Origin of the sequence: Paenibacillus sp. Cedars (genome assembly GCF_003184205.1) — a bacterium.
Lineage (GTDB): Bacteria > Bacillota > Bacilli > Paenibacillales > Paenibacillaceae > Paenibacillus_AQ > Paenibacillus_AQ glucanolyticus.
Genome location: NZ_CP020866.1, coordinates 3723828 through 3744926, shown reverse-complemented (window position 1 = coordinate 3744926; position 21099 = coordinate 3723828). Strand labels below are relative to the sequence as shown.

Annotated in this window: 13 protein-coding genes and 1 other annotated feature (1 of these 14 cut by a window edge); of the genes, 12 read left to right on the top strand and 1 reads right to left on the bottom strand. The window is 51.2% G+C overall.

Annotated features, from left to right (window positions below):
* Positions 1-51 (top strand) — a binding site (T-box leader) (it extends 222 nt beyond the left edge of the window).
* Between the two features lie 64 nt (positions 52-115).
* The 12 genes from lysS to B9D94_RS18815 all read left to right on the top strand — a co-directional run bounded on the left by lysS (position 116) and on the right by B9D94_RS18815 (position 18846).
* Positions 116-1675, top strand: a complete 1560-nt coding sequence (gene lysS / locus B9D94_RS18870) for a lysine--tRNA ligase (RefSeq protein ID WP_148247696.1) — start codon at positions 116-118, stop codon at positions 1673-1675.
* Positions 1676-2639: 964 nt separating this feature from the next.
* On the top strand, positions 2640-4898 hold the full coding sequence (locus B9D94_RS18865; RefSeq protein WP_063479071.1) for a hypothetical protein: 2259 nt from the start codon (positions 2640-2642) through the stop codon (positions 4896-4898).
* An 18-nt stretch (positions 4899-4916) separates the two neighbouring features.
* Positions 4917-6110, top strand: coding sequence for a HEAT repeat domain-containing protein (locus tag B9D94_RS18860; RefSeq protein WP_036636687.1), 1194 nt, complete (start codon positions 4917-4919; stop codon positions 6108-6110).
* A 43-nt stretch (positions 6111-6153) separates the two neighbouring features.
* Positions 6154-7521, top strand: a complete 1368-nt coding sequence (locus B9D94_RS18855) for a glycosyltransferase family 2 protein (protein WP_006209306.1) — start codon at positions 6154-6156, stop codon at positions 7519-7521.
* Positions 7522-7583: 62 nt separating this feature from the next.
* A complete protein-coding gene (locus tag B9D94_RS18850) occupies positions 7584-8390 on the top strand; it encodes a response regulator transcription factor (RefSeq protein WP_006209307.1) in 807 nt (268 codons plus the stop codon).
* Positions 8391-8574: 184 nt separating this feature from the next.
* Complete coding sequence (locus tag B9D94_RS18845) at positions 8575-9936, top strand: nucleotide sugar dehydrogenase (RefSeq protein WP_006209308.1); 1362 nt, start codon at positions 8575-8577, stop codon at positions 9934-9936.
* Entirely contained in the window at positions 9936-10862 is a 927-nt protein-coding gene (locus B9D94_RS18840) for a hypothetical protein (RefSeq protein WP_063479073.1), read from the top strand. The genes B9D94_RS18845 and B9D94_RS18840 overlap by 1 nt, the downstream gene beginning before the upstream one ends.
* Before the next feature lie 405 nt (positions 10863-11267).
* Complete coding sequence (locus tag B9D94_RS18835) at positions 11268-12749, top strand: polysaccharide deacetylase family protein (protein ID WP_148247695.1); 1482 nt, start codon at positions 11268-11270, stop codon at positions 12747-12749.
* A 1-nt stretch (position 12750) separates the two neighbouring features.
* Complete coding sequence (locus B9D94_RS18830; RefSeq protein ID WP_076152691.1) at positions 12751-14064, top strand: nucleotide sugar dehydrogenase; 1314 nt, start codon at positions 12751-12753, stop codon at positions 14062-14064.
* Positions 14065-14084: 20 nt separating this feature from the next.
* The gene (locus tag B9D94_RS18825) at positions 14085-15953 is read left to right on the top strand and encodes a glycosyltransferase family 2 protein (RefSeq protein ID WP_148247694.1); all 1869 of its coding nucleotides are present in this window, start codon (positions 14085-14087) and stop codon (positions 15951-15953) included.
* A 31-nt stretch (positions 15954-15984) separates the two neighbouring features.
* Entirely contained in the window at positions 15985-17742 is a 1758-nt protein-coding gene (locus B9D94_RS18820) for a polysaccharide deacetylase family protein (RefSeq protein ID WP_148247693.1), read from the top strand.
* 30 nt (positions 17743-17772) lie between these two features.
* Complete coding sequence (locus B9D94_RS18815; protein WP_253806001.1) at positions 17773-18846, top strand: glycosyl hydrolase family 18 protein; 1074 nt, start codon at positions 17773-17775, stop codon at positions 18844-18846.
* Between the two features lie 86 nt (positions 18847-18932).
* Here the strand turns inward: B9D94_RS18815 and B9D94_RS18810 are convergent, their stop codons facing one another.
* On the bottom strand, positions 18933-21080 hold the full coding sequence (locus B9D94_RS18810) for a YhgE/Pip domain-containing protein (protein ID WP_148247692.1): 2148 nt from the start codon (positions 21078-21080) through the stop codon (positions 18933-18935).
* Positions 21081-21099 lie beyond the last annotated feature (19 nt).

Below are 21099 nucleotides of genomic sequence, written 5' to 3'. Positions count from 1 at the left end.
ACAAACCGGGGTGGTACCACGAAGCGTATTCTCAAAGCTCTCGTCCTCAAGATGACAATCTTGCAGATGAGGGCTTTTTTTGGTTTTTACCAAACGAATTAGAGGAGGACTTGGAATGCATTGGTCAGAACGAATCGCGAACGAATTGATCGAGAGGTATCCAGATAGGCAGACCTATGTGTGCGCAGCCGGAATCAGTCCTTCCGGGGCTGTGCATATCGGAAATTTCCGGGAAATCGTGACGGCCTATTTTGTAACAAAAGCGCTGAGAAAGCAGGGCAGGAAGGTTCGGTTTATTTTCTCTTGGGATGATTTTGACCGATTCCGGAAGGTTCCTGCGGGAGTGGACCCGGGGTTTGAGCAGTACATCGGCATGCCCTACGTGGAGGTCCCATGTCCGTTCGGATGTCATGCTTCCTATGCGGAGCATTATGAGAAGGAGTTCGAGCTTGCCTTAGCCGAATTCGGGATCGAACCCGAGTTTATTTATCAGAGCCGGGAGTACCAATCCAGGCGGTATAATTCGCTTATGCTTCATGCGATCCGACACAGGACGGAAATTTACGATATCTTGCATGCCTTCAAAACGGGTGGAGCCCATGACCAAGAACGGACTGTTTATTATCCAGTACAGGTATACTGTGAGGAATGCAGAAGGGATACAACGACGATACAGCAATTCGACGAGCCCACGGAAAGATTGGGTTATGCCTGCATCTGTGGGCATCGGGGCACCCTGTCGATCCTGCAGGCAACGCATATGAAATTGCAGTGGAAAATCGATTGGCCCATGCGCTGGAAGATGGAAAATGTCGCCTTCGAGCCGGGAGGCAGAGACCATTCGTCGGAAACAGGCAGCTACAATGTATCCAAAGTGATCTCGGAGAACATTTTCGGAAATCCAGCGCCTTCCTATGCGGCCTACGAATTTATAAGCATGAAGGGGAGCCATGCAAAAATGTCCAGCTCTTCCGGCAGCAACTATACGCCTGGGGACCTGCTGAAGGTGTACGCGCCTGAGAATATTCTGTTTATGTTTGCCAAGTATCAGCCGAATGCACCCTTCCATATCGGACTTGATGAAGATGTGATCCGTAACTATACCGAATATGAGCGTTACCGCAATCCTGCTGCTTCTAAGGAGTTAAGCCCTGATATTGAGGCTGCACTCGAGCTCTCCATGCCGGACAGCCATCCGGGCCGGGCTCCCAAATTCAGCCAGCTATCCGGCATTTTGCCGCTCGTGAATTTTGATTACCGACTTCTGCAGGAGCTCTTGCATCGAGTTGGTGAAAGTTATGCGAAGGAGCAGCTCGAACCCACCGCACGGCGAGCCGAGTATTGGATCAAACACTGGTATCCGCAAAAGCTGATTACCGTGAAGGAGCACCAGGATCACCAACGGTACGAGACGTTGGATTCATTGGAGCGGCAATGGCTTCACACCGTATGCGATCTGCTGAAGGATGCCGAGCTTACTGGATCAACACGAATGGAGAAGATCTATGCGATCTGCCACCATGATGATAAGAAGATGATGAAACAAAATCAGAAGCGTTTGTTCAGCCTTATCTATCAATTGGTCCTTGGCCGCGATGAAGGTCCCCGTATGCCGATCTTGATCGAGGGTGTCGGCGTGCATCGAATGCTTGATCTCCTGAATTTTCAGAAATAAGGAGGACGGGCTTTATCCTCGGGGGGAGGTACAATCGACTTGGTCACAAAGACGTGGGCAATTCATCAGATGTCCGGGGAACTACAGTGGATTTCAGGGTCGGATGTTGCCGATGTCTAAACGATGAATCAACTAACGCCGCTGGCGCTTAGATAGGGGCGGGTAGAGGAGTGGAGATATTCGACATTTTGGAGGTGAAGGTGACATTTGCCTGTAGAATAAACGGTAATCAAGGTAACTTTTTCAACCTCATAGCCTTGCAAACAGACCCGCGAGACTAATTATCGGGTCTGTTTTATGTTGTCATGCCCGGATTTGTGTAAATTTTTAAACTAATTTATGTAAACTACTGTTAAGTAATCGAGACCTAAATCATCAAAAATAGGCGATACTTACCACTTGATCCTGATAATCAAATCTATAGAATATTACCCAATCCCGGTACAGGACTCTGTTCTCATTTTGTATAAAAGGCTAATATTGCCAATCCTTTACAGAATGCGGTTCTCAGCCGTTTTTTTATACGACTTTGGTATCAATTTTGTCATAACTATGGATAATGATGTAAAAATGACCGGAACTTTAGCAATTTTTCTGCGTTTAATATTACGATTCACGAAAATTTTCTGAAAACGGTCTGAACACGCTGTACTCCTTTCATGGGATAAAGTCATACAGGCTACAGCTTCTTCGGGGCCATGCCCGTTAGCTACACGTAACTAACATCATCTTGTGAAGTTGTCAAATGACAAAGTTGAAGAGACGGCGATGCATGATTCGGGGGAAAAGTTATGGGAGTGTTAAATCCGCTTCTTTAAGACTATTGTCGGTATTAGAAAAGTTGGTAAAGAAGGAATATGGTATCGGGAACGCATCGGCTATAGAATGACGAGTATAGCTCACGTCATGAACGTCGGTGCAGCAATCAGCATGTCATAGAAGGGGCAGGTGAGCAACGAAGACGATGAGCAGACGAAAATGGTGGGTAATCGCAGCGCTTTGTACTATAGTGCTTCTCTGCGGTGCCGCTGTAATTCTAGGATATCTAAGACCGTCATTAAAAACGTATGCGGATGCGGACGGCGTGAAAATGAAGTTCAAAACCGAGGGCACCTCTTTATTGGAATATGAAAACGAAGAGGTTTGGAATGAGGTTTTTGCCAAAGGCGTGAATCTGGGTGCAACGGTACCGGGGCATTATCCTGGTGAGCTGCCGGCAACGGAGGAGGATTACCTGCGTTGGTTCAAGCAGATTGATGACATGGGAGCAAACGTCATCAGGGTCTATACGGTGCACAATCCGGTCTTTTACTCGGCTTTGGTGAAATATAACCGTGATAAAGGCGAAGACCCCCTGTACTTTATGCAGGGCATCTGGTCGCCGGAGGAGCAGCTGATCGAGCGTCAGGATGCTTATGACGAGGAAATCGTTCAGACGTTTAAAGCCGAAATATCCAAGGCAGTCGCGGCTGTCTATGGGGATATCAACGTAGAGCCCAAACATGGGCAGTCGAGTGGCAAGTATAAGGTCAATGCAGGCAAGTACCTGATGGCCTGGCATGTGGGTACAGAGTGGGACCCCGCCATGGTTGAGAAAACAAATACGGTACATAAGGATGTTCCTCAATACGAGGGCTCCTATTTCTCGGGGACGGAAGACGCAAGCCCCTTCGAGAATTGGCTGGCATCTTTATTGGATTATACGGCTACCGAGGAGCAGAAGTATGGCTGGCAGCATCCGATGACATTTACGAATTGGGTCACAACGGATGTGCTGGAGCATCCCGGCGAACCGCTGTTCGAGGAGGATCTGGTGTCTGTGGACGCAAGGCATGTCACACCGGTGAATTGGGAAGCAGGATATTTTGCGGCTTACCATGTGTATCCGTACTATCCGGATTTCTTCCGAACGGACGAAACATTGCAGACCATTCCTGATGGAGACGGGGAATACAACACATACAAAGCCTACCTGCGCAAATTGAAGGCGGAGTTCGAGGATATGCCGATCATGGTCACCGAATATGGCGTGCCGTCATCCATAGGCGTTTCACACCATGGTCCTGGAGGGAAGGATCAAGGCGGACATGATGAAGCAGAGCAGGGTCTGGTCAACGTCTCACTAACCCAGGATATTTACGATGAGGGATATTCCGGGGCAATCCTGTTCATGTGGCAGGACGAATGGTTCAAGAAAACATGGAATACGATGCCTTTTGAAATCCCAGCAGACCGCCGGGCATTCTGGTTGAATGTGCTGACCAACGAGAAGATGTTCGGGGTTCTGGCCATGCAGCCGGGTAAAACAGAGCAGATTACGATTGACGGCGATTTGGCTGACTGGGATAAGCTTCCCGATGGGGAAGTTAAGGCCTGGTCCGGAACGGCTCCGGGGGTGAAGAGCATGAGGCTGACTCATGATGAAGCCTATCTGTACATTGGCATGGAGCTGGGCGAGGTGTTTGACCCTGAGCGTTCGAAGCTCTTCATTGGAGCGGACACGATTCAAGGCGGAGACATCCCGGAGAAGGAGCTGGCAGGACGAACGCTTACCGGCGGAGCTTTGGAGACTTTGATTCAGTTAGGGCAAGAGGACGAGTCCCAGGTAACCATAGCGCCATCTTATGACTTTCACAGCCGATTGTACGGCGAAGAAGGGTATTGGATGCTGCCAGGGGAGGAAGCCAAGGGCACGAAGAATGATCCTGTAGTACCGGGTGGATCGTTTCACTCCTGGAAGCTGGCGATCAGCCTGCTGATGAATCCCCCGGACACCCGTTTCTCTCATCCGTTTGTGGATGAAACCGTAGGAATTCTCAAACGGGGGACCACCGATCCGGAATCTCCGGATTTCAATTCTCTTACAGCGTGGCAGTATCAAGGACAGTTCATTGAGATGCGAATTCCCTGGATGCTATTGGGATTCGGAGACCCGAGCTCGCTGCAGGTTGTGGATTACACTCCGCTTCAAGACAAGCGCTCATTCAGCACCGTGACGGCGGATGGAATTCGCTTGGCACCATGGATTGCGGAACGCTCGAAGCAGAACGGGGCTTCGGCAGCCGAATCGCCGGAGGCTATAAACCTGCAGGATATCAAACCCTATACATGGGAGCTGTGGGAAGCCACCAAGTACAGTGAGCGGTTGAAGCAAAGCTATTACGATATGCAGGAAATCTTCACCCGCCTGCCTGAACCGGGGCGGCAATCAGATGCTAAATAAAAGGAGGAGCCATCGGATATGTTTTCAAATTTAGCCATGGCGTACGTATTCATCTATGTATGTCTCGGCCTCATTGCAGCCGGCATTATCCTGTTGTTCCAAATGAAGATCAAGCATAATGCCGAGCAGAAAGAAATGGAACGTTTAAAGAAAAAGTACCATGATTACTTTGTGTATGTGCAGACCCATCTGCATGGCGATATAACGCCAGAGCTTCCGCCTGGCAAACTGACCCCGGCAGAACGCCGGGTCATTCAGGCCAAGTTTATGGAATGGATCGAGCAGTTCAAAGGGGATGCCAGAGAGAAGCTGCTTCGCTTGTGCAGGGATGCCGGATTTGTGGAGGCCGATATCCGGGCACTGTCCAGCCTGCGGAAAGACCGCCGAATCGAGGCGGCCTACCGGCTTGGGGGGATGCGTGCCGAAGAGGCGGTGCCGCAGCTTCAGCATATGATGAATCGCATGAAATACGGTCCCATGACCATCATCATTGCGCGGGCAATAGCCAAAAGCGCGGTGCAGTCCCAGCAGATTCGGGAGATGCTGTCGAAGCTGCTCTCGTACGATAAAGCCATCCATCATATGGCAGCCGATATTTTGCTCGAGACCCGGCTGGATTCGGCCAGCCTTATGCGTAAGCTTCTGGATGATCCGGATCCGGGACTGGTCAAGGTTTCGCTCGTTGCCATGTGGGGGCAAGCCATTCCGGCGGTCGTTCCTGCACTGGGCAAACTGGTGGGATCCGAGGAGAAGGACGTACGCGCAGAAGCGGTCAAGCTGTACCTTAGCTCCAACCCTGCCCTGAAGGATGACACCATTGAGGAGCTAATGAATGATCATGCGTGGGAAGTACGTTCAGCAGCAGCGAAGGCGCTGGGACGGCTTCATGCCGCAGGCAGCATTCCGCTTCTGGCTTCTGCCCTGAAGGATGACAATTGGTATGTGCGTAATCATAGCGCCGAGAGTCTTGCCATGCTTGGAGAACAAGGCTTCGAGACACTGTGTCAGGCTGCGTTGACAGGAACCGGTCCGGCAAGGGAAACGGCACTGTACCGGATCGAACGGATCATGGCCAAGGAAGGCGAACATGAACAAGTGGAGCAAATGGTTGCCTATAACAAAAGAAAACTGGTGTACGATCGTTATTTCGGTGTTCAACCGAGTAAGCGCATCGGCACCGTTGCAGGAGTAGGAGGGGATTACACTGCTTAGAGACATCCTGCTCACTTACGGCATGGTGGCGATATATTACGTCATGGCCGTTAGCGCGCTTTATTTTGTAATTCTGTTGTTCTCTTTCAGAAATATCCGGGATATTTTCAGACGGGCTAATTACTCAAAATACAATACGCTGTCCGGCTCCGAGCTGGTACCATCCGTATCCCTGCTGGTTCCCGCATACAACGAAGAGCTGACGATCGCGGAGAATGTTCGTTGTCTGATGACACTGAATTATCCCACGTACGAGGTTATTGTCATCAATGACGGATCTTCCGACGACACATTGCAGGTGCTGATTGAGGAGTATGGATTGACGCTGCTGCCAAATCCGGAGCTGCGCGGGAACATCCATACCCATAAGATGCGCGGGATTTATTACAATCCCCAGTATCCGCAATTATACGTGATTGATAAAGAGAACGGCGGCAAGGCGGATTCATTGAACGCGGGAATCAACCTCTCCCGTTATCCGCTGATCTCTTCCATTGATGCGGATTCATTGCTGGAGAAGGATGCGCTGATCCGGATGGCCCGGATGTATATGGAGAACCCGGAAGAGACGGTGGCCATCGGGGGAGATGTTCGAATTGCCAACGGCTGCGTGATTGAGAACGGAGAGGTTAAGGACGTATCCTTGCCGCGCCGTATGTGGCCCATGTTCCAATCGATTGAATACCTCAAAGCTTTTCTTGGGGGACGAATCGGCTGGAGTCATCTTAACGGGCTTATCATCGTCTCCGGAGCCTTCGGCATGTTTCGAAAAGATTATGTCATTGCCGTAGGCGGCTATCGGGGCGGTTATCCCGGAGAAGACATGAATATCATCATCAAGCTGCACCGCTATATGCTGGAAAATAAAATCAAATATCGAGTCTCCTTCTGTCCGGAAGCAGTGTGCTGGACGCAGGCGCCGGACAGCTACAACATATTGTCCAACCAGCGCAAGCGCTGGGGACGGGGAAATTTGAAGAACATGATCGAGAACCGCAATATGCTGTTCAACCCGAAATATAAAGTCATGGGATTGCTGACAATGCCCTACAACGTTATTTTTGAAGCGCTAAACCCTTATTTCAGAATCACGGGCCTTCTGGCTCTGCTTGGATATGTAATGCTGGATATGACAAATTGGCAAGTACTGGTCGTGTTTGGACTCGTCAACTTCTTAAGCGGGTACCTGCTCAGTGTAGGCGCCCTCATCCTGGAGGAGATGGCCTTCCGGCGGTATACCAAATTGTCGGATCTGGTGAAGATGCTTCTCTTCTCGGCACTCAAATTTGTGGGTTACCACCAGTTGGGCGTGCTGTGGAGGGTACAGGGGCATATTCAATACATGCAAAACAACAATTCATGGGGAACCATGACCCGGCAGAGCTGGAAAGACAAGAACGAGGCAGCCTGACATCAAGGCCCGGTTCATGTTTTTACAGCGTCAAACCATAAAGAGAGGTGGGACTTACAATTATGTCTCAATCCGCAACATTGCAACGCGTGCAGGCCGTTGATTTCTACGGCCGCCTGGAGGAGGAAGTGAGAGGACACCGAAACGGAACAGCTTTGCTGTTTCTGTACTGTGCTGGCGATCCGTCCGGAACGGATGCTGAGCTGACGGAGGTCCAAAGCTTTGTGGACCAGCTGTCCGGTGTGAACAGCGAGGTTCTGCGAGATGTCAGTACCGGCGTCTTGGCCCTTACATTGCCTGGGTATACGCTGGATGCCGCCCACTATCAGGCACTGCTCTTGAAGCAGCATCTTCAGGGCCGGCTGGAGCAGTCGGATCCGAGAATTACGCTTGCAGCGCTTACTGAAACACCGTCAACGCAGACGATGAAGCAGATGGCGGAAGCGGCTAGGCTCAGCACCTCTTCGGATATTCATATATTCACGCAGGAGGAAGCAGACCGTGATCAGAGTCGAATTCTTATTGTGGATCAGGACGCCACGGTGAGAGAATTTTTGCAAATACGCTTGGCCATGCAAGGCTATGAAACACTCGAAGCGGTGGATGGCTTGGAGGCTCTGGATCTTATCCCGAAATGGGAGCCTGATCTTGTGCTGACGGAGCTTAATCTGCACGGCATCGATGGTTTGCCCTTCATTCATCATATCCAGCAGCTCAAGGTGAAGGAACCGCCAAAGATTGTTGTATTGACCGAGAAGCGTGTGGAGCAGACCATCAGCCAGTGCTTCCAGAACGGGGTGGATGATTATGTAACCAAGCCGTTCTCGCCGGTAGAGCTGGATGCCCGCATCCGCCGGTGCCTTCATTAAACACATGGTTATTAACGTCTTTAGCTTGATGAGGAATGTTTGAATGAAGAATGGATACGTGATTAGTTGAGCTGAGAAGTTCTTTAATCGCAAGGAGAGAGTTCAACAAAACGAGGTCTATCCTTTAGCCAAAAAGTGAGACGATAGACTAACAGACTATACATCCGATGGAGGTTGAATACTTGTGAATGAGGAATACGAAACTTTATTGAGTGCCATTGAAAATAAGAAAGCTGTTTTGGGTGTTGTGGGGCTGGGCTATGTAGGATTACCGCTCGCCGTAGAAATGGTAAGACAGGGATTTACGGTGATTGGAATCGATCTCGATTCAGACAAGATTGATCGAATCTATCGCGGAGAATCCTATATCACGGACATCTCGTCCGAAGAGCTTGCAGCCTGCATGGAGACCGGACGCTTTAAACCAACAACGGATTACAGCATGATTACGGTCATTGATGCGGTTAGCATCTGTGTGCCGACGCCGCTCAGCGAGAACCAGGACCCGGATACATCCTACATTACAATGGTAGTCGATCAGCTCAAACGCTTCATGAAACCCAATCTGTTGATTACTCTGGAGAGCACGACTTATCCGGGAACAACCGAGGAACTGATCCAGCAGCAGATCGAAAAGCTCGGTTATAAGGTCGGTCAGGACTTCTACCTGTGCTTCTCGCCGGAACGGGTAGATCCATCCAACAGCCGGTTTAATACACGCAATACGCCGAAGGTGATCGGCGGAACAACGGATGCTTGCCTTAAACTGGGCGAGGCGTTGTACAAGCAGTACGTGGAGACGGTTGTGCCTGTCAGCAACCCCAAGGTTGCGGAAATGTCCAAGCTGCTAGAGAATACGTTCCGCAGCGTGAACATTGCCTTCGTGAACGAGATGGCCATGATGTGTGACCGCATGGGCATTGATATTTGGGAAGTAATTAATGCGGCAGCAACCAAGCCTTTCGGATTCATGCCGTTCTATCCGGGACCGGGCATCGGCGGTCACTGCATTCCGCTGGACCCTATGTACTTATCCTGGAAGGCCAAGGGTTTCCGTTTCTACAGCAAATTCATCGAGCTGGCGCAATCCACAAATGACAATATGCCATACTATGTGATCAACAAGACGGCTACGATTCTGAATGAGTATGCCAAATCGATTAAGCGCTCCAACATCCTGCTGCTTGGCATGGCGTACAAACCGGACATCAGCGATTTGCGCGAATCGCCGGGACTTGAAGTATATGAGCAGTTTAAGGAGAACGGCGCCTATGTGGAATATTACGATCCGTACGCCAACAGCTTTGTGGACAAGCATGGCACAACGATTCGCAGTGTGGAGTATGACCTCACCAAATTCAGTCGTTACGATTGCATTGTGCTGATCACGAATCATAGTAATCTCGATTACCATTCCATTGCTTCCGCGGGCGTGCCGATCCTGGATACGAGAAATGCATTTAAGGCGTATGCCGAGCCTCATATCTACAAGATTGGCCATTCCGTTCAGCATGTTGCCGAACCGGATGAGGCCGTCTTGATCTGATGAAGTGGACGAGAAGACTGAGGTATATAAACGCAAAAGCGAAGTTGATCATCCTGGTTGCCGGCATCTGCCTTTTGCTGCTGATCCTTTTTCTTCTTCCGTCAGGCAAGGTGAATCAGAACAAAGCCACCTGGCTGTGGGATGCAAGTCTGATCCGGAGTGAAACGGAGGAGATTGTAGCCTTTAGCGGGAGGGAAGGAATTACAACGATTTTTTTGCAAATCCAAAAAGAGGTTACGGAAGAGGAATATCGCCGCTTTGTGGCGGCTGCCCATCAGAAGGGCATCAGCGTACATGCTTTGGGCGGGCAGCCGGATTGGGCTTATGGGGAAGGCCAGGGTCAAGGGATGGAGCTGTTAACCTGGCTGGACGAGTACAATCAGGCTTCTGCACCTGAGGAGAAATTTGAGGGTGTGCAGTTCGATGTCGAGCCCTATGTGCTAAGGAGATGGGACCGGGAACAGGTGCAGGTCGTGGAAGAATGGAGCGCGAACATGAAAGTGTGGGTGCAGGAGGCGGAGCGTCAGAACCTCCCGCTCAGTGCCGCCGTTCCGTTCTGGCTTGATTCGATACCTGGACCGAAAGGCGAGAATTCGGATTCGTTCAGCCGCTGGATGATTCAGAATACGGATGCAATTGCCGTTATGGCATACCGGGACAGCGGGGAGCAAATGTATGAATTGTCCAAGGAAGAGCTGAAGCAGGCAGACGAACTCGGCAAGTCCGTCTGGATCGGCATGGAGCTTGGGGATACGGAAGAAGGGGAGCATTTGACCTTCTTCACCAAGAGCGAGCAGGAAATGGAGGATGAAGCCCTGAGCGCCGCCAAGCTTGGCAGCGACCATTCCTCCTTTGCAGGCCTGGCTGTCCATCATTACCAGGCTTGGGTTCACAAACGGACGGCGATGGTCGAGGAAAAACGGTGATTTTGTAGTAAGCCCGGTCCGTATTCCGGGTTAATGTGCAAGCAGCTTCATATCATTCACTCATTCAACTTTCAGCGTACCCCCGGAAGGTCTTCAGAGATCTTCGGGGGTATTTTTTATGCGTTTTTTGAATTGTTTAGAAATTGTATAGAATTGAATTTTATAATGAATCATCAAGTCTAGGAGGATGAAAGATGATTCAAAAGCAGTGGATGGATCGAGCGAATAGGTATAATGAACCATATATCCCTCAATTTGGTTACAGCCATCTAAAAAAAGAAAAAAATCCATGAATTCTTTAAAACAGCTGTAGCAATTATGGACGGATGGTGTTATATTCTACTGGTTTGTTCAGGATGACTGCATGACAAAAGTCCCGGTTTGAAATATAGAAGGAGTAACCAGATGAAAAGAGTTTCTATTAAATTCCGAGTTCCATACATACTTTCGAGAATGACTGCACTATTCATGATCCTGATATTATTGGGAGGCTGTGGTCTATTTGGCGGTAAACCAGCCTCTAATGAAGGAACCGGTCCGATGGCGCCCGCGCCGAAGGTAGATCGGTATACCGGGGAGAAGAGCAGGGAGATCCCGTATGTTTACACAGCCAAAAAAGAATTGGCACTTACTTTCAATGGCATGGGCGATAGAGCGACCATGACCGCTCTGATCGATGAACTGGATGCGTGGGGGATCAAGGCAACTTTCTTCCTGCCGGGCATGAGAGTGGCGGAGGAGCCGGATATTGCCAGCGCCATCTTGGCCAGAGGTCACGAAATCGAGAACAATACACTGAACCAACTGGATATGAACAAGCTTGATTATGATCAGATCTATAAGGAAATCAAATTGGCGAATGACGTTATCAAGCGGGAAACCGGAGCAGAGCCGCGCTATGTTCGGACACGCTCCGGCGATTACCCTGCCGATGTACCCCTGGCGGCTGCGCATCTCGGCATGAAGGCGGTTGTGAGTTACAACATCAACCCCAAGGACCGTAATATGCAGAGTGCGGAAGAGATCGGAGAGTATGTGGCCAAATTCATTTCAAGAGGCGGTATTATCTCGATGAATACCGACGTCAATCCGGAAGTGATCTCATCTATTCAATATATAGCCCAGGCTGCAGATGATATCGGGTATCAGCTTGTTACGTTGAACGAGCTTGTTGAGAATGGCGGAGAGCGCAAACCGCTTGAACAGATTCCGGGATATGACGCAGCCCGAATCAATCCGGATTATCAACAGGCGAAGTATGAACTCGTCTACAAAGTGGATACGAACAAAAAAGAGGTAGCCTTGACGTTTGACGATTTCGGAAGTGACAAAACGGTGACCCGCATTCTCGATATTTTGGCAGAGCATGATGTAAAGGCCACCTTCTTCCTGCGGGCAAAAGGAGTGGAGAGCAACCCGAACCTGGCACGGGCGATGGTAGAAGGCGGCCATGATGTGGCCAACCATTCCTATAGTCACCCTGTTGTTACTTCGTTAACACCACAAGAGCTGCAGGAAGATGTGGTCAAGGCTCATCAGGTCATTACGGAAGCCATTCAACAACAGCCCGTTATGCTGTTCCGTCCGCCAACCGGCGTGGTAGATGATGAGCGGGCGAAAGCGCTGGCCGCTGTCGGTTATCCGGTGATTGCCATGTATGATGTGACAACGCTGGATTGGGACATTTCAAACAGTGCGAAAGATATCGTGAACGGAGTTATGACCAAAACGGAACGAGGCAGCGTCATCTTGCTGCACATGCTGGATGATATTCACACGATAGAAGCTCTGCCAAGCGTGCTGGAAGGCCTGCAAGGCAAGGGATACACGTTTGTTAAAATGGCGGACATGATGCAGCAAAACAAGGCCGCAACGGAGATGGAATAATATGGGGTTGTATGAGAACATGGTAGACCGCTTGGACAAATTGGCGGTGGTGGGTCTTGGATATGTAGGTCTTCCGCTGGCGGTTGCATTTTCGAAGAAACTGGACGTTATCGGTTTTGATCTGAGTGAAGACAAGGTGAAGCAGTACAGCAGCGGAATGGACGCCACCGGTGAGATCGGAGATGCATCTCTTAGGGACTGCAGGGCGGTATTCACTTCAGATCCGGACAAGCTGAGGGAGGCTGGTTGTTTTATTGTAGCCGTTCCGACCCCCGTAAAAAGCGGGAATGTGCCGGATTTGAAATACGTGCGCAGTGCCAGCAGGATGGTGGGTCGTGCCTTATCGCGTGGGGCTGTAGTTGTCTATGAATCGACAGTTTATCCGGGCGTTACGGAGGAAATTTGCATTCCAATCCTCGAAGCGGAGTCAGGTCTGCGCTTTGGCGTGGATTTCAAGGTGGGATATTCCCCGGAACGAATTAACCCGGGAGATCGGGTGCACCGGCTTGAAACGATTGTGAAAATCGTGTCCGGCAGCGATCCGGAGGCGCTGGAGACGGTCGCCAGGCTATATGAGCTGATTATCGAAGCCGGCGTCCACCGGGCAGAAAGCATCAAAGTGGCCGAAGCAGCCAAAGTCATTGAGAACGCTCAGCGCGATATCAATATCGCGTTTATGAACGAGCTGTCGATGCTGTTCAACCAGATGGATATCGATACGAATGCCGTCCTCCGGGCAGCGGAAACGAAGTGGAATTTCCTGCCGTTCCGGCCAGGTCTCGTCGGTGGACATTGCATCGGAATCGATCCGTATTATCTTACATACAAGGCCGAGGATACCGGATATCATTCCAAGATCATTCTGGCCGGAAGGCATATCAATGACGGGATGGGAAAATACATCGCCCAGAATGTCATTAAACTTGCAGTTCGCCAAGGTCTTGATCTGGTGCAAGCGAAGGTTGCGGTGATGGGTCTTGCCTTTAAGGAGGATTGCCAGGATATCCGCAATTCCAAGATCATCGATATTATCCGCGAACTGCAGGATTACGGGATACAGCCGATGGTGACGGATCCATACGTGGATTCGAAGCAGGCATATGAAGAATATGGTATCGAGCTGTCGGATATGCGTGAGTTAAAAGGAATCCAAATTGCAATCGTAGCGGTCGCTCACCATGAATTCAAGCAGCTTGCGATTTCCGATTTTAACGGGATGTTCAGCACGGAGAAGGAGAAACTCTTGATTGATGTGAAGGGAGTTTATCCAAAGGCCGAATGTGAAGCCAACGGTTTTCATTATTGGAGTTTGTGAGATAACGATGGGAGAACGCAATGGGGATAAAAAAAAGTAAGCAACAAAAGAGTACCAAGGAAGTACTTACGTTACCGCGTACGGACAGAAGGACTCTTTCGTATGTGCCTGATCCGGAGCAAATTCGCATGAATGCGGACCGGAGGGGGAATCGAGCGCTGCAACCTGGAGACGATCTGTCCAATACCGAATATTTGAATAAACTTCGGATGCTCAGTTTGCGTTATGTGGCAGATTTCGAGGTGCTGCTTGTTCCTAAGGGGAAAAAGAAAAGCTCTGGAACCAAGGGGCAGGCGGCCGATATTTCGGGTACAGGCCTGCTGCTTAGGGTGCCGGACGCATCGGGCCTTGAAGTTGGCGACAAGGTGAAGGCCCGATTCCGAATTCCTCCGGGTGCGATGCCCGAGGGCTTCGAATCGGCTGTGCGGATTGATGCAAGCATTGTTCGCCAGTTTGTAAACAAAACGGAATCCGGCGACGAGTTGATGCTTGCCATTGAATTCGAGAAGCCGCTAACCGATTATTTTCAGCGCAAACGGTGGGGATATTCCGTCTACTCCGCCAGCGCGCTTCTGTTCGTGTCGGTGCTCTTCATTATGCTTATGCGCGCCGAGAGTATCATCTATTTTAAATACAATATGGTGCTGTATTTATACAGCATTATTGCAGCACTGTTTCTGTTGACTCGTTACCTATTCGGAGCCTTATACCGCGATGTGCCGATCAATCCCGGGTATACACCTGGCGTGTCGATTATCATTCCCTGCTTTAATGAGGCCGACTGGATCAAACGCACGATTCTCAGCTGTATCAATCAGGACTATCCTGTTGAGAAGCTGGAGGTTATCGTGGTGGATGACCGTTCGACGGACCAATCGGTGCAGCAGATCCAGGATATGATCGAACTGATTCATTCCGAGGCGGAGCGTTACGCTACCCGGGAACGTCTGACCTATACGGTGCTGCCGGAGAATGCAGGCAAGCGGGCCGCACTGGTCAAAGGTGTGGAGATGGCGAAGCATGATCTGGTTGTTTTTGTGGATTCCGACAGTTTTCTGGACCCGACGGCCATACGCCATCTCGTTCAACCCTTCCAGGACCCGAAAATGGGCGGTGTGGCCGGACGGACAGACGTCGAGAATAAATATACCAATAATATGACGAAGCTTCAGACGGTCAGATATTATATTGCGTTTCGGATTATGAAAGCGGCAGAATCATGGTTTGACAGCGTAACCTGTTTGTCGGGTCCGTTGTCCTGTTACCGAAAAGAGCTGATTGTCCAGCATGCGGATGCATGGCTGAACCAGAAGTTCCTCGGCAGACCCGCAACCTTCGGTGATGACCGGAGCATGACCAATTTTATTCTAAAAACACACCGTACCGGCTATCAGGATTCGGCCATATGCTCAACCATCGTTCCTTCACAGATGAAGGTATTCCTGAAGCAGCAGATGCGCTGGAAGCGCTCCTGGCTGCGCGAGTCTCTGCGGGCTGGCAGTTTTATATGGCGGAAAGAGCCGTTCATGGCGCTGTTCTTCTATATCGGGCTGATTGTGCCGATCGCGGCGCCTGTCGTGGTTGCCTACAATCTGATGTATGTGCCAATCGTTCACGGCATTTTTCCGGGAACCTTCCTGATGGGCTTGCTGCTGATGGCGCTGCTTATGAGCCTTGCCCATTTACTGTTTCGCAAGAGCAGGCTCTGGGTGTTCGGCTTCGTGTTCTGTCTGTTCTATGAATTTGTGCTGTTATGGCAAATGCCGGTGGCCTGGTTTACCTTCTGGAAATCGACCTGGGGGACCAGGGAAACGCCGCAGGATATTGAAGCCAGACTGAAGAAGGAAGCCCGCAAGCGCAAAGGCAAAAAATTCGGATTACCGTTCTGATGTGTCAAAGCGGTTGAAGTGAGGATGACAAATGGGGAAGAAACAAAATACTGCCCTTAATGTTCGGCGAAAGAATCGCGGGAAAATCATAAAGGTTACGGCACAGATTCTGATTTTGGGCGTAGTTGCGATTATGCTGGCGAACGCGATTTTCGATTTCAGAGCCTATAAGGAGCCGGATAAATCGGCCTGGCGTCAGGAACAGGGTTTTATCGCTTTGTCCTATTTTGGAGTTGGTCGTACCGGAACGTCCAAGCTGGTGTCCAAAAGCCAGCTGGATGCCCAGCTGAAGGCTTTGCATGACCAGGGCTACGTCACGATATCGCAGCAGGATATTATCGATTATTACGCCGAAGGCAAGAAGCTGCCGGATAAAGCGCTGTACCTGTCCTTTGAAGACGGGCGGAACGATTCTGCCCTGTTCGCGCAGCCGCTGCTGGAGAAATACAATTATAAGGCAACCTTTTTGTCTTACGCGAACAAAATGGGCAACAGCGAACGGAAGTTTCTGCAGCCGAAGGATATGTTGAAGATGACCCGCACGGGTTTTTGGGAGCTGGGGACCAACGGCAACCGACTGACGTATATTAATATTTTTGACAAGGAAGGCCGCTATATCGGTGTTAAAGACGAGAGCGAGCTGACCAGCAAAGCCAGCGTGGAGTATTACAACCACTATCTAATGGATTTCATCCGCGATGAGAATATGATTCCGCTGGAAAATCGTGTAGAGATGGAAGAACGGGTCCGTGCAGATTATGAGGTGATGAATAAGGTCTACACGGAGGCGCTCGGCTATGTTCCCGGCACTTACATGATTATGCACGCCAATGCGCTTGGCAGTGGGATGAATCAGCTTGTTGCGAACGCGAATACGGATCAGATTCAACAGCTGTTCGGCATGAATTTCAACCGGGAGGGCAACGCCTTTAACACGAAGGACAGCGATCTTTATAATCTGACTCGGGTTCAGCCTGCGCCTTACTGGTCCACCAATCACCTTGTCATGAAGCTGCGCAAGGATCAAGGGCAGCCCATGCAGTTTGTTCGGGGGGACAAGCGGCAGGCCGACAAGTGGGTGCTGCTTGGCGGAGCGGCCGAATTCCAGGATAACCGCATGGTGGTTACGTCTCCGCCCTCCCAGGCAGGTGGCGTATATTTGAAGGGAAGTGAAGCGTCTGACGTTACCGTCTCGGCAAAAGCGCTCGGTAATGTGGTGGGACGCCAATCCGTCTATGTTCGTTACGACCGGATGAAGGGTTCTTATCTGCGCCTTCTGCTGGAGAATAATAACGTGGCGGTGGAACAGAAGATTGCGGGGCAGCCTCCTGAGACACTGTTCACGTACTCCTTGCCGAAGGTAGGATGGGGGGAAGAGGATCTGCAGTTCGACAAGGCGTCGGTGTATACGAAGGAACAAACGCAGTCCGGCGCCCGTGATGACGAGAACGATTATCCTGTGAACATCGGCGGAAGCCGGGTGCTGGAGATCTCGGTGGATGGCAATTCACTGTCCTTGAGCGTTGATCAGCAGCTGATTCTGGACCAGCAGCCAGTGCATGCTTCGATTGGTGCCGGTGGCGTAGCGTTCGAATCGCAATTTCATGAGCAGAATGAGAAGGATGACATCTACGATGCCATTTTTGAAGACGTCAGGATCCTGTCGAAGTCTTCGGACAGGGATCAGAAGCTGCTGTTTACCAATAAGCCGACTGGATTTACCGGTATGGTAACAAGCGTGCAGAGAACCGTGAACCGGGCTGTCGACTGGGCCGTGGAGACTTTTTAAAATTAGGGTGGCGTAGGGTGTGATCAACGAATGAGGTATCGAACGGTGAAATGGGCAGCAACAACAGTTTTGGTGACCATGTGCGCTGCTGTCATCATCTGGTGGCCACAAGGCAAAGAGAAGGAACGGGTACTACAGCCGCCCCAGACAGGGGTCAGGTTGTCCGCCTGGATTACGGACTGGCAGTGGAAGACGGGGATAACGGATTTGAAGCTGCTTGCCGGAGGGCTTGAAGAAATCCATCTGTTTGCGGTTTACTTCAATCATCAAGACGAACTCCACATTACACCGGATTATTTGGAGGCTCTCCCTAAGGTCATGGAGGCTGCCCGGGAAGACGGACAGATTCGCAGGGTTCTGACCATCGTGAACGACCGTTTCAATACGGATGGATCGACGGTGCAGAAAGATGCAGATCTTGTATCCCGGATCGTGGCTACACCGGAAAGCCGCAGCCGGCATATCGGGGACATCGTGGCTGAGGTGACCCGGCATGGCTTTACCGGTGTGGAACTGGACTACGAGAAGGTCCGTAAGGAAGACTGGGATAATCTGTCCGCTCTGTACAGTGAATTGTATGAGCGCCTCCGGACAGAAGATCTGTCTCTTCGAATTGTACTGGAGCCGGGCGTCCGCGTGGCATCGCTTGACCTGCCGAAGGGGCCGGATTATGTCCTGATGGCCTATAATTTGCACGGTGGTCACAGCGGACCTGGACCGAAGGCGGATCATGCCATGATCCGGGAGCTCGCAGAGAAGCTGCAGCAGATCCCCGGCGAGCATGGTTTGGCTCTGTCCCTTGGCGGGTTTGACTGGGCGGAGAGTGGCAAAGTCACTTCGCTGACGGAGCAGCGGGCGATCGAGCTGGCGAACTCAATTCCAGACGAGCCGCAGAGAGACCCAGCGAGCGGGGCCTTGTATTTTGAATATACCGACGACCTCGGCGCCGGTCATACCGTGTGGTATGCAGATGGGACGACCATCGCGGGCTGGATTGAAACGGCGCGGGCATCCGGCATCGCGAAGATTGCGATCTGGCGGCTGGGGGACGTGGGAGAGGATACACTGCAGCAATTGAACGAAATATCGGATACCAAAAAGTGATAATGGAACGACAGCACATAGGACATCCCCTGGTGATAAGAAGCCGGTGGGGATGTCCTTTTCATTAGGGTTATTTGCATGCCGATTTAATGAATCAGTTTCGAGGCTTTTGCTTTGCGGACCAGTCCGCTGCTGGCGCGGTTGATTGGCTTCTTGAGCACGATTCCGATGACCAGTGCGATGGCAGCGAAGATGAGCATGAGCAAGGCATCCCGGATCACGATGTCCCACAGGATGCCGCCAACGGCTTCCCGCATCATACTAATGGCATAGGTAAAGGGCAGGTACGGGTGCAGCGCCTGGAAGAATGGCGGTGTCATCTGAATCGGGAAGGTGCCGCCCGCACCCGCCAGCTGCAGCACAAGCAGCACGATGGCCATTGCTTTTCCGACATTGCCGAATACCGACACCAGAGTGTATACAATCAGCATGAAGATGGAGCTGATCAGCAGCGCAAACAGGATGAACCAGCCGGGATTCACCACATAGGTCCGGAGCAGGTAGAGGTCGCCGAGGGTGACAAACAGCGCCTGGAACAGAGTGAGGGTCAGAAAGGTTAAGTAGCGCCCGAAGTAGACCTCGATGCTGCGAAAGCTTCTCTCCTCATCATGAATATCAACGGAGAGCAGGGACACAAGCAGCAAGGCACCCACCCACAACGATAAGGTCGTGAAGAAGGGAGACATCGCGGAGCCGTAGTTCGGAATCGGGTACAGCCGATTCTCTTCCAGTGTGACAGGCTCGGCAAAAAACTGGCTTTCGAGCTCAAAATTGTTCTGAAGCAGATCGATGACTTCCTGAATATCGCCCTCAGCTTCCATCTCCCGGAGTCGATTGGCCAGCGTTGTAATGCGAAGCTCGGCCTCCGGCAGGCGGCTCTGGGCAAGCTGCACCTCTTCTCCCCCCACTGTGAGCCCCCTCTGGGCATCCTTTAACAGGCGCTGGATGTCGGGCACGCTGGTCAGCGCCTGTGTCAGCTCAATCTGGACACGCTTGGCGGTATCGGAGCCCTTGCTGAAGGCTTTGCTTATGGCTGGACCGATCTCGCTATCGTAGCGGCTTAACAGTGTGTTGGTCAGATCTGTAATGTCATCGGCAAGTTTTTTCAGCTTAGCAACGGAATCGGCGGGTGCTTCCTCGCCCCGTTCCACCGCTTGTGTTAGGGTCTGGAGCACGGAATGCGCAGATTTCCATCTTATCGCAATTTCCTCAAGCCTGGCGGCACCTGAAGCTGCTGCGGGGGAGACGGAGCCCAGCCGCTTAAACAATTGGCTCAGCCGAGCTGCAGCTTCAGCAGCTGTCTCGGCGCGAGCCTGGGCAGCGTTCAGGCGGTCGGCAAGCTCCTTCGGATCCATGTCGGCTTGCCCTAAAGCGTCCAGCGCCTGAGAGAGGGCACCAGTAGCTGCATCCAATACCTCCAAATCTTGACGCAAGGCAGGCTCCAGAGACTTCGAGGCACCGGCAGCCTGATTGGCGAAGTCCGCCAGTGCGCCCGCCATTTCCTTGCCCTCGGTAGCGATTCCTTCCAGGCGGGGGAGGGCGGTATGGGCTTGCTGAACGAGCTGGTTTGCCAGCTTAATATCCTCCTGAGCTGTGGTTACCGCTTCATTGAGCTCAGGAAAGCTTTTTTCAAGCCGGAACAGAAGGTTTCGCACTTTATTAATCGCAGGGAGTTGGTTCTCGATTTCAATCCCGAGCGTATTAAAAATCTCGAAGATGGTCCCGTTGGCAGTTTTGATGAAGTTTTTGCTGATTTCCTCGACAACGCCGGATGCGCCCTGTGCCGTGACTTTGGGGGCAATCGCGTTAATCTTCTCGTTCGTATAGTAGAGGATCTGGGCTTTGACAGGCTCGTTGCTAAGCACCGTGCCGATACGGGCAGAGAAGTCCTCCGGAATGACAATGGCCGCGTAATCATTACCGCGCCTTACCCCCTGAATGGCGTTCTCGCTATCCTCCGTAAACCGCCAGCCCAGCTTTTCATTTTGATGGAGAGACTCCACGATTTCTTTTCCCAGATTGATCGGTTCGCCGCGCAGGGTGGTTCCTTTATCCAAGTTGGCGACAGCGATGGACAGCCCCGAAGTCTGGCCGTAGGGATCCCAGGAGGCCTCAATATTAAACCAGGCATATAGTGAAGGGAGAATGGCCAACCCGGTGATGATGACGGCTGCAGCCCAGTTTCGAACGATTCTATTTAAATCAGTAGAATAAATATGGAAAATATTCTTCATGAAAGCTCCTGTCTTGTAC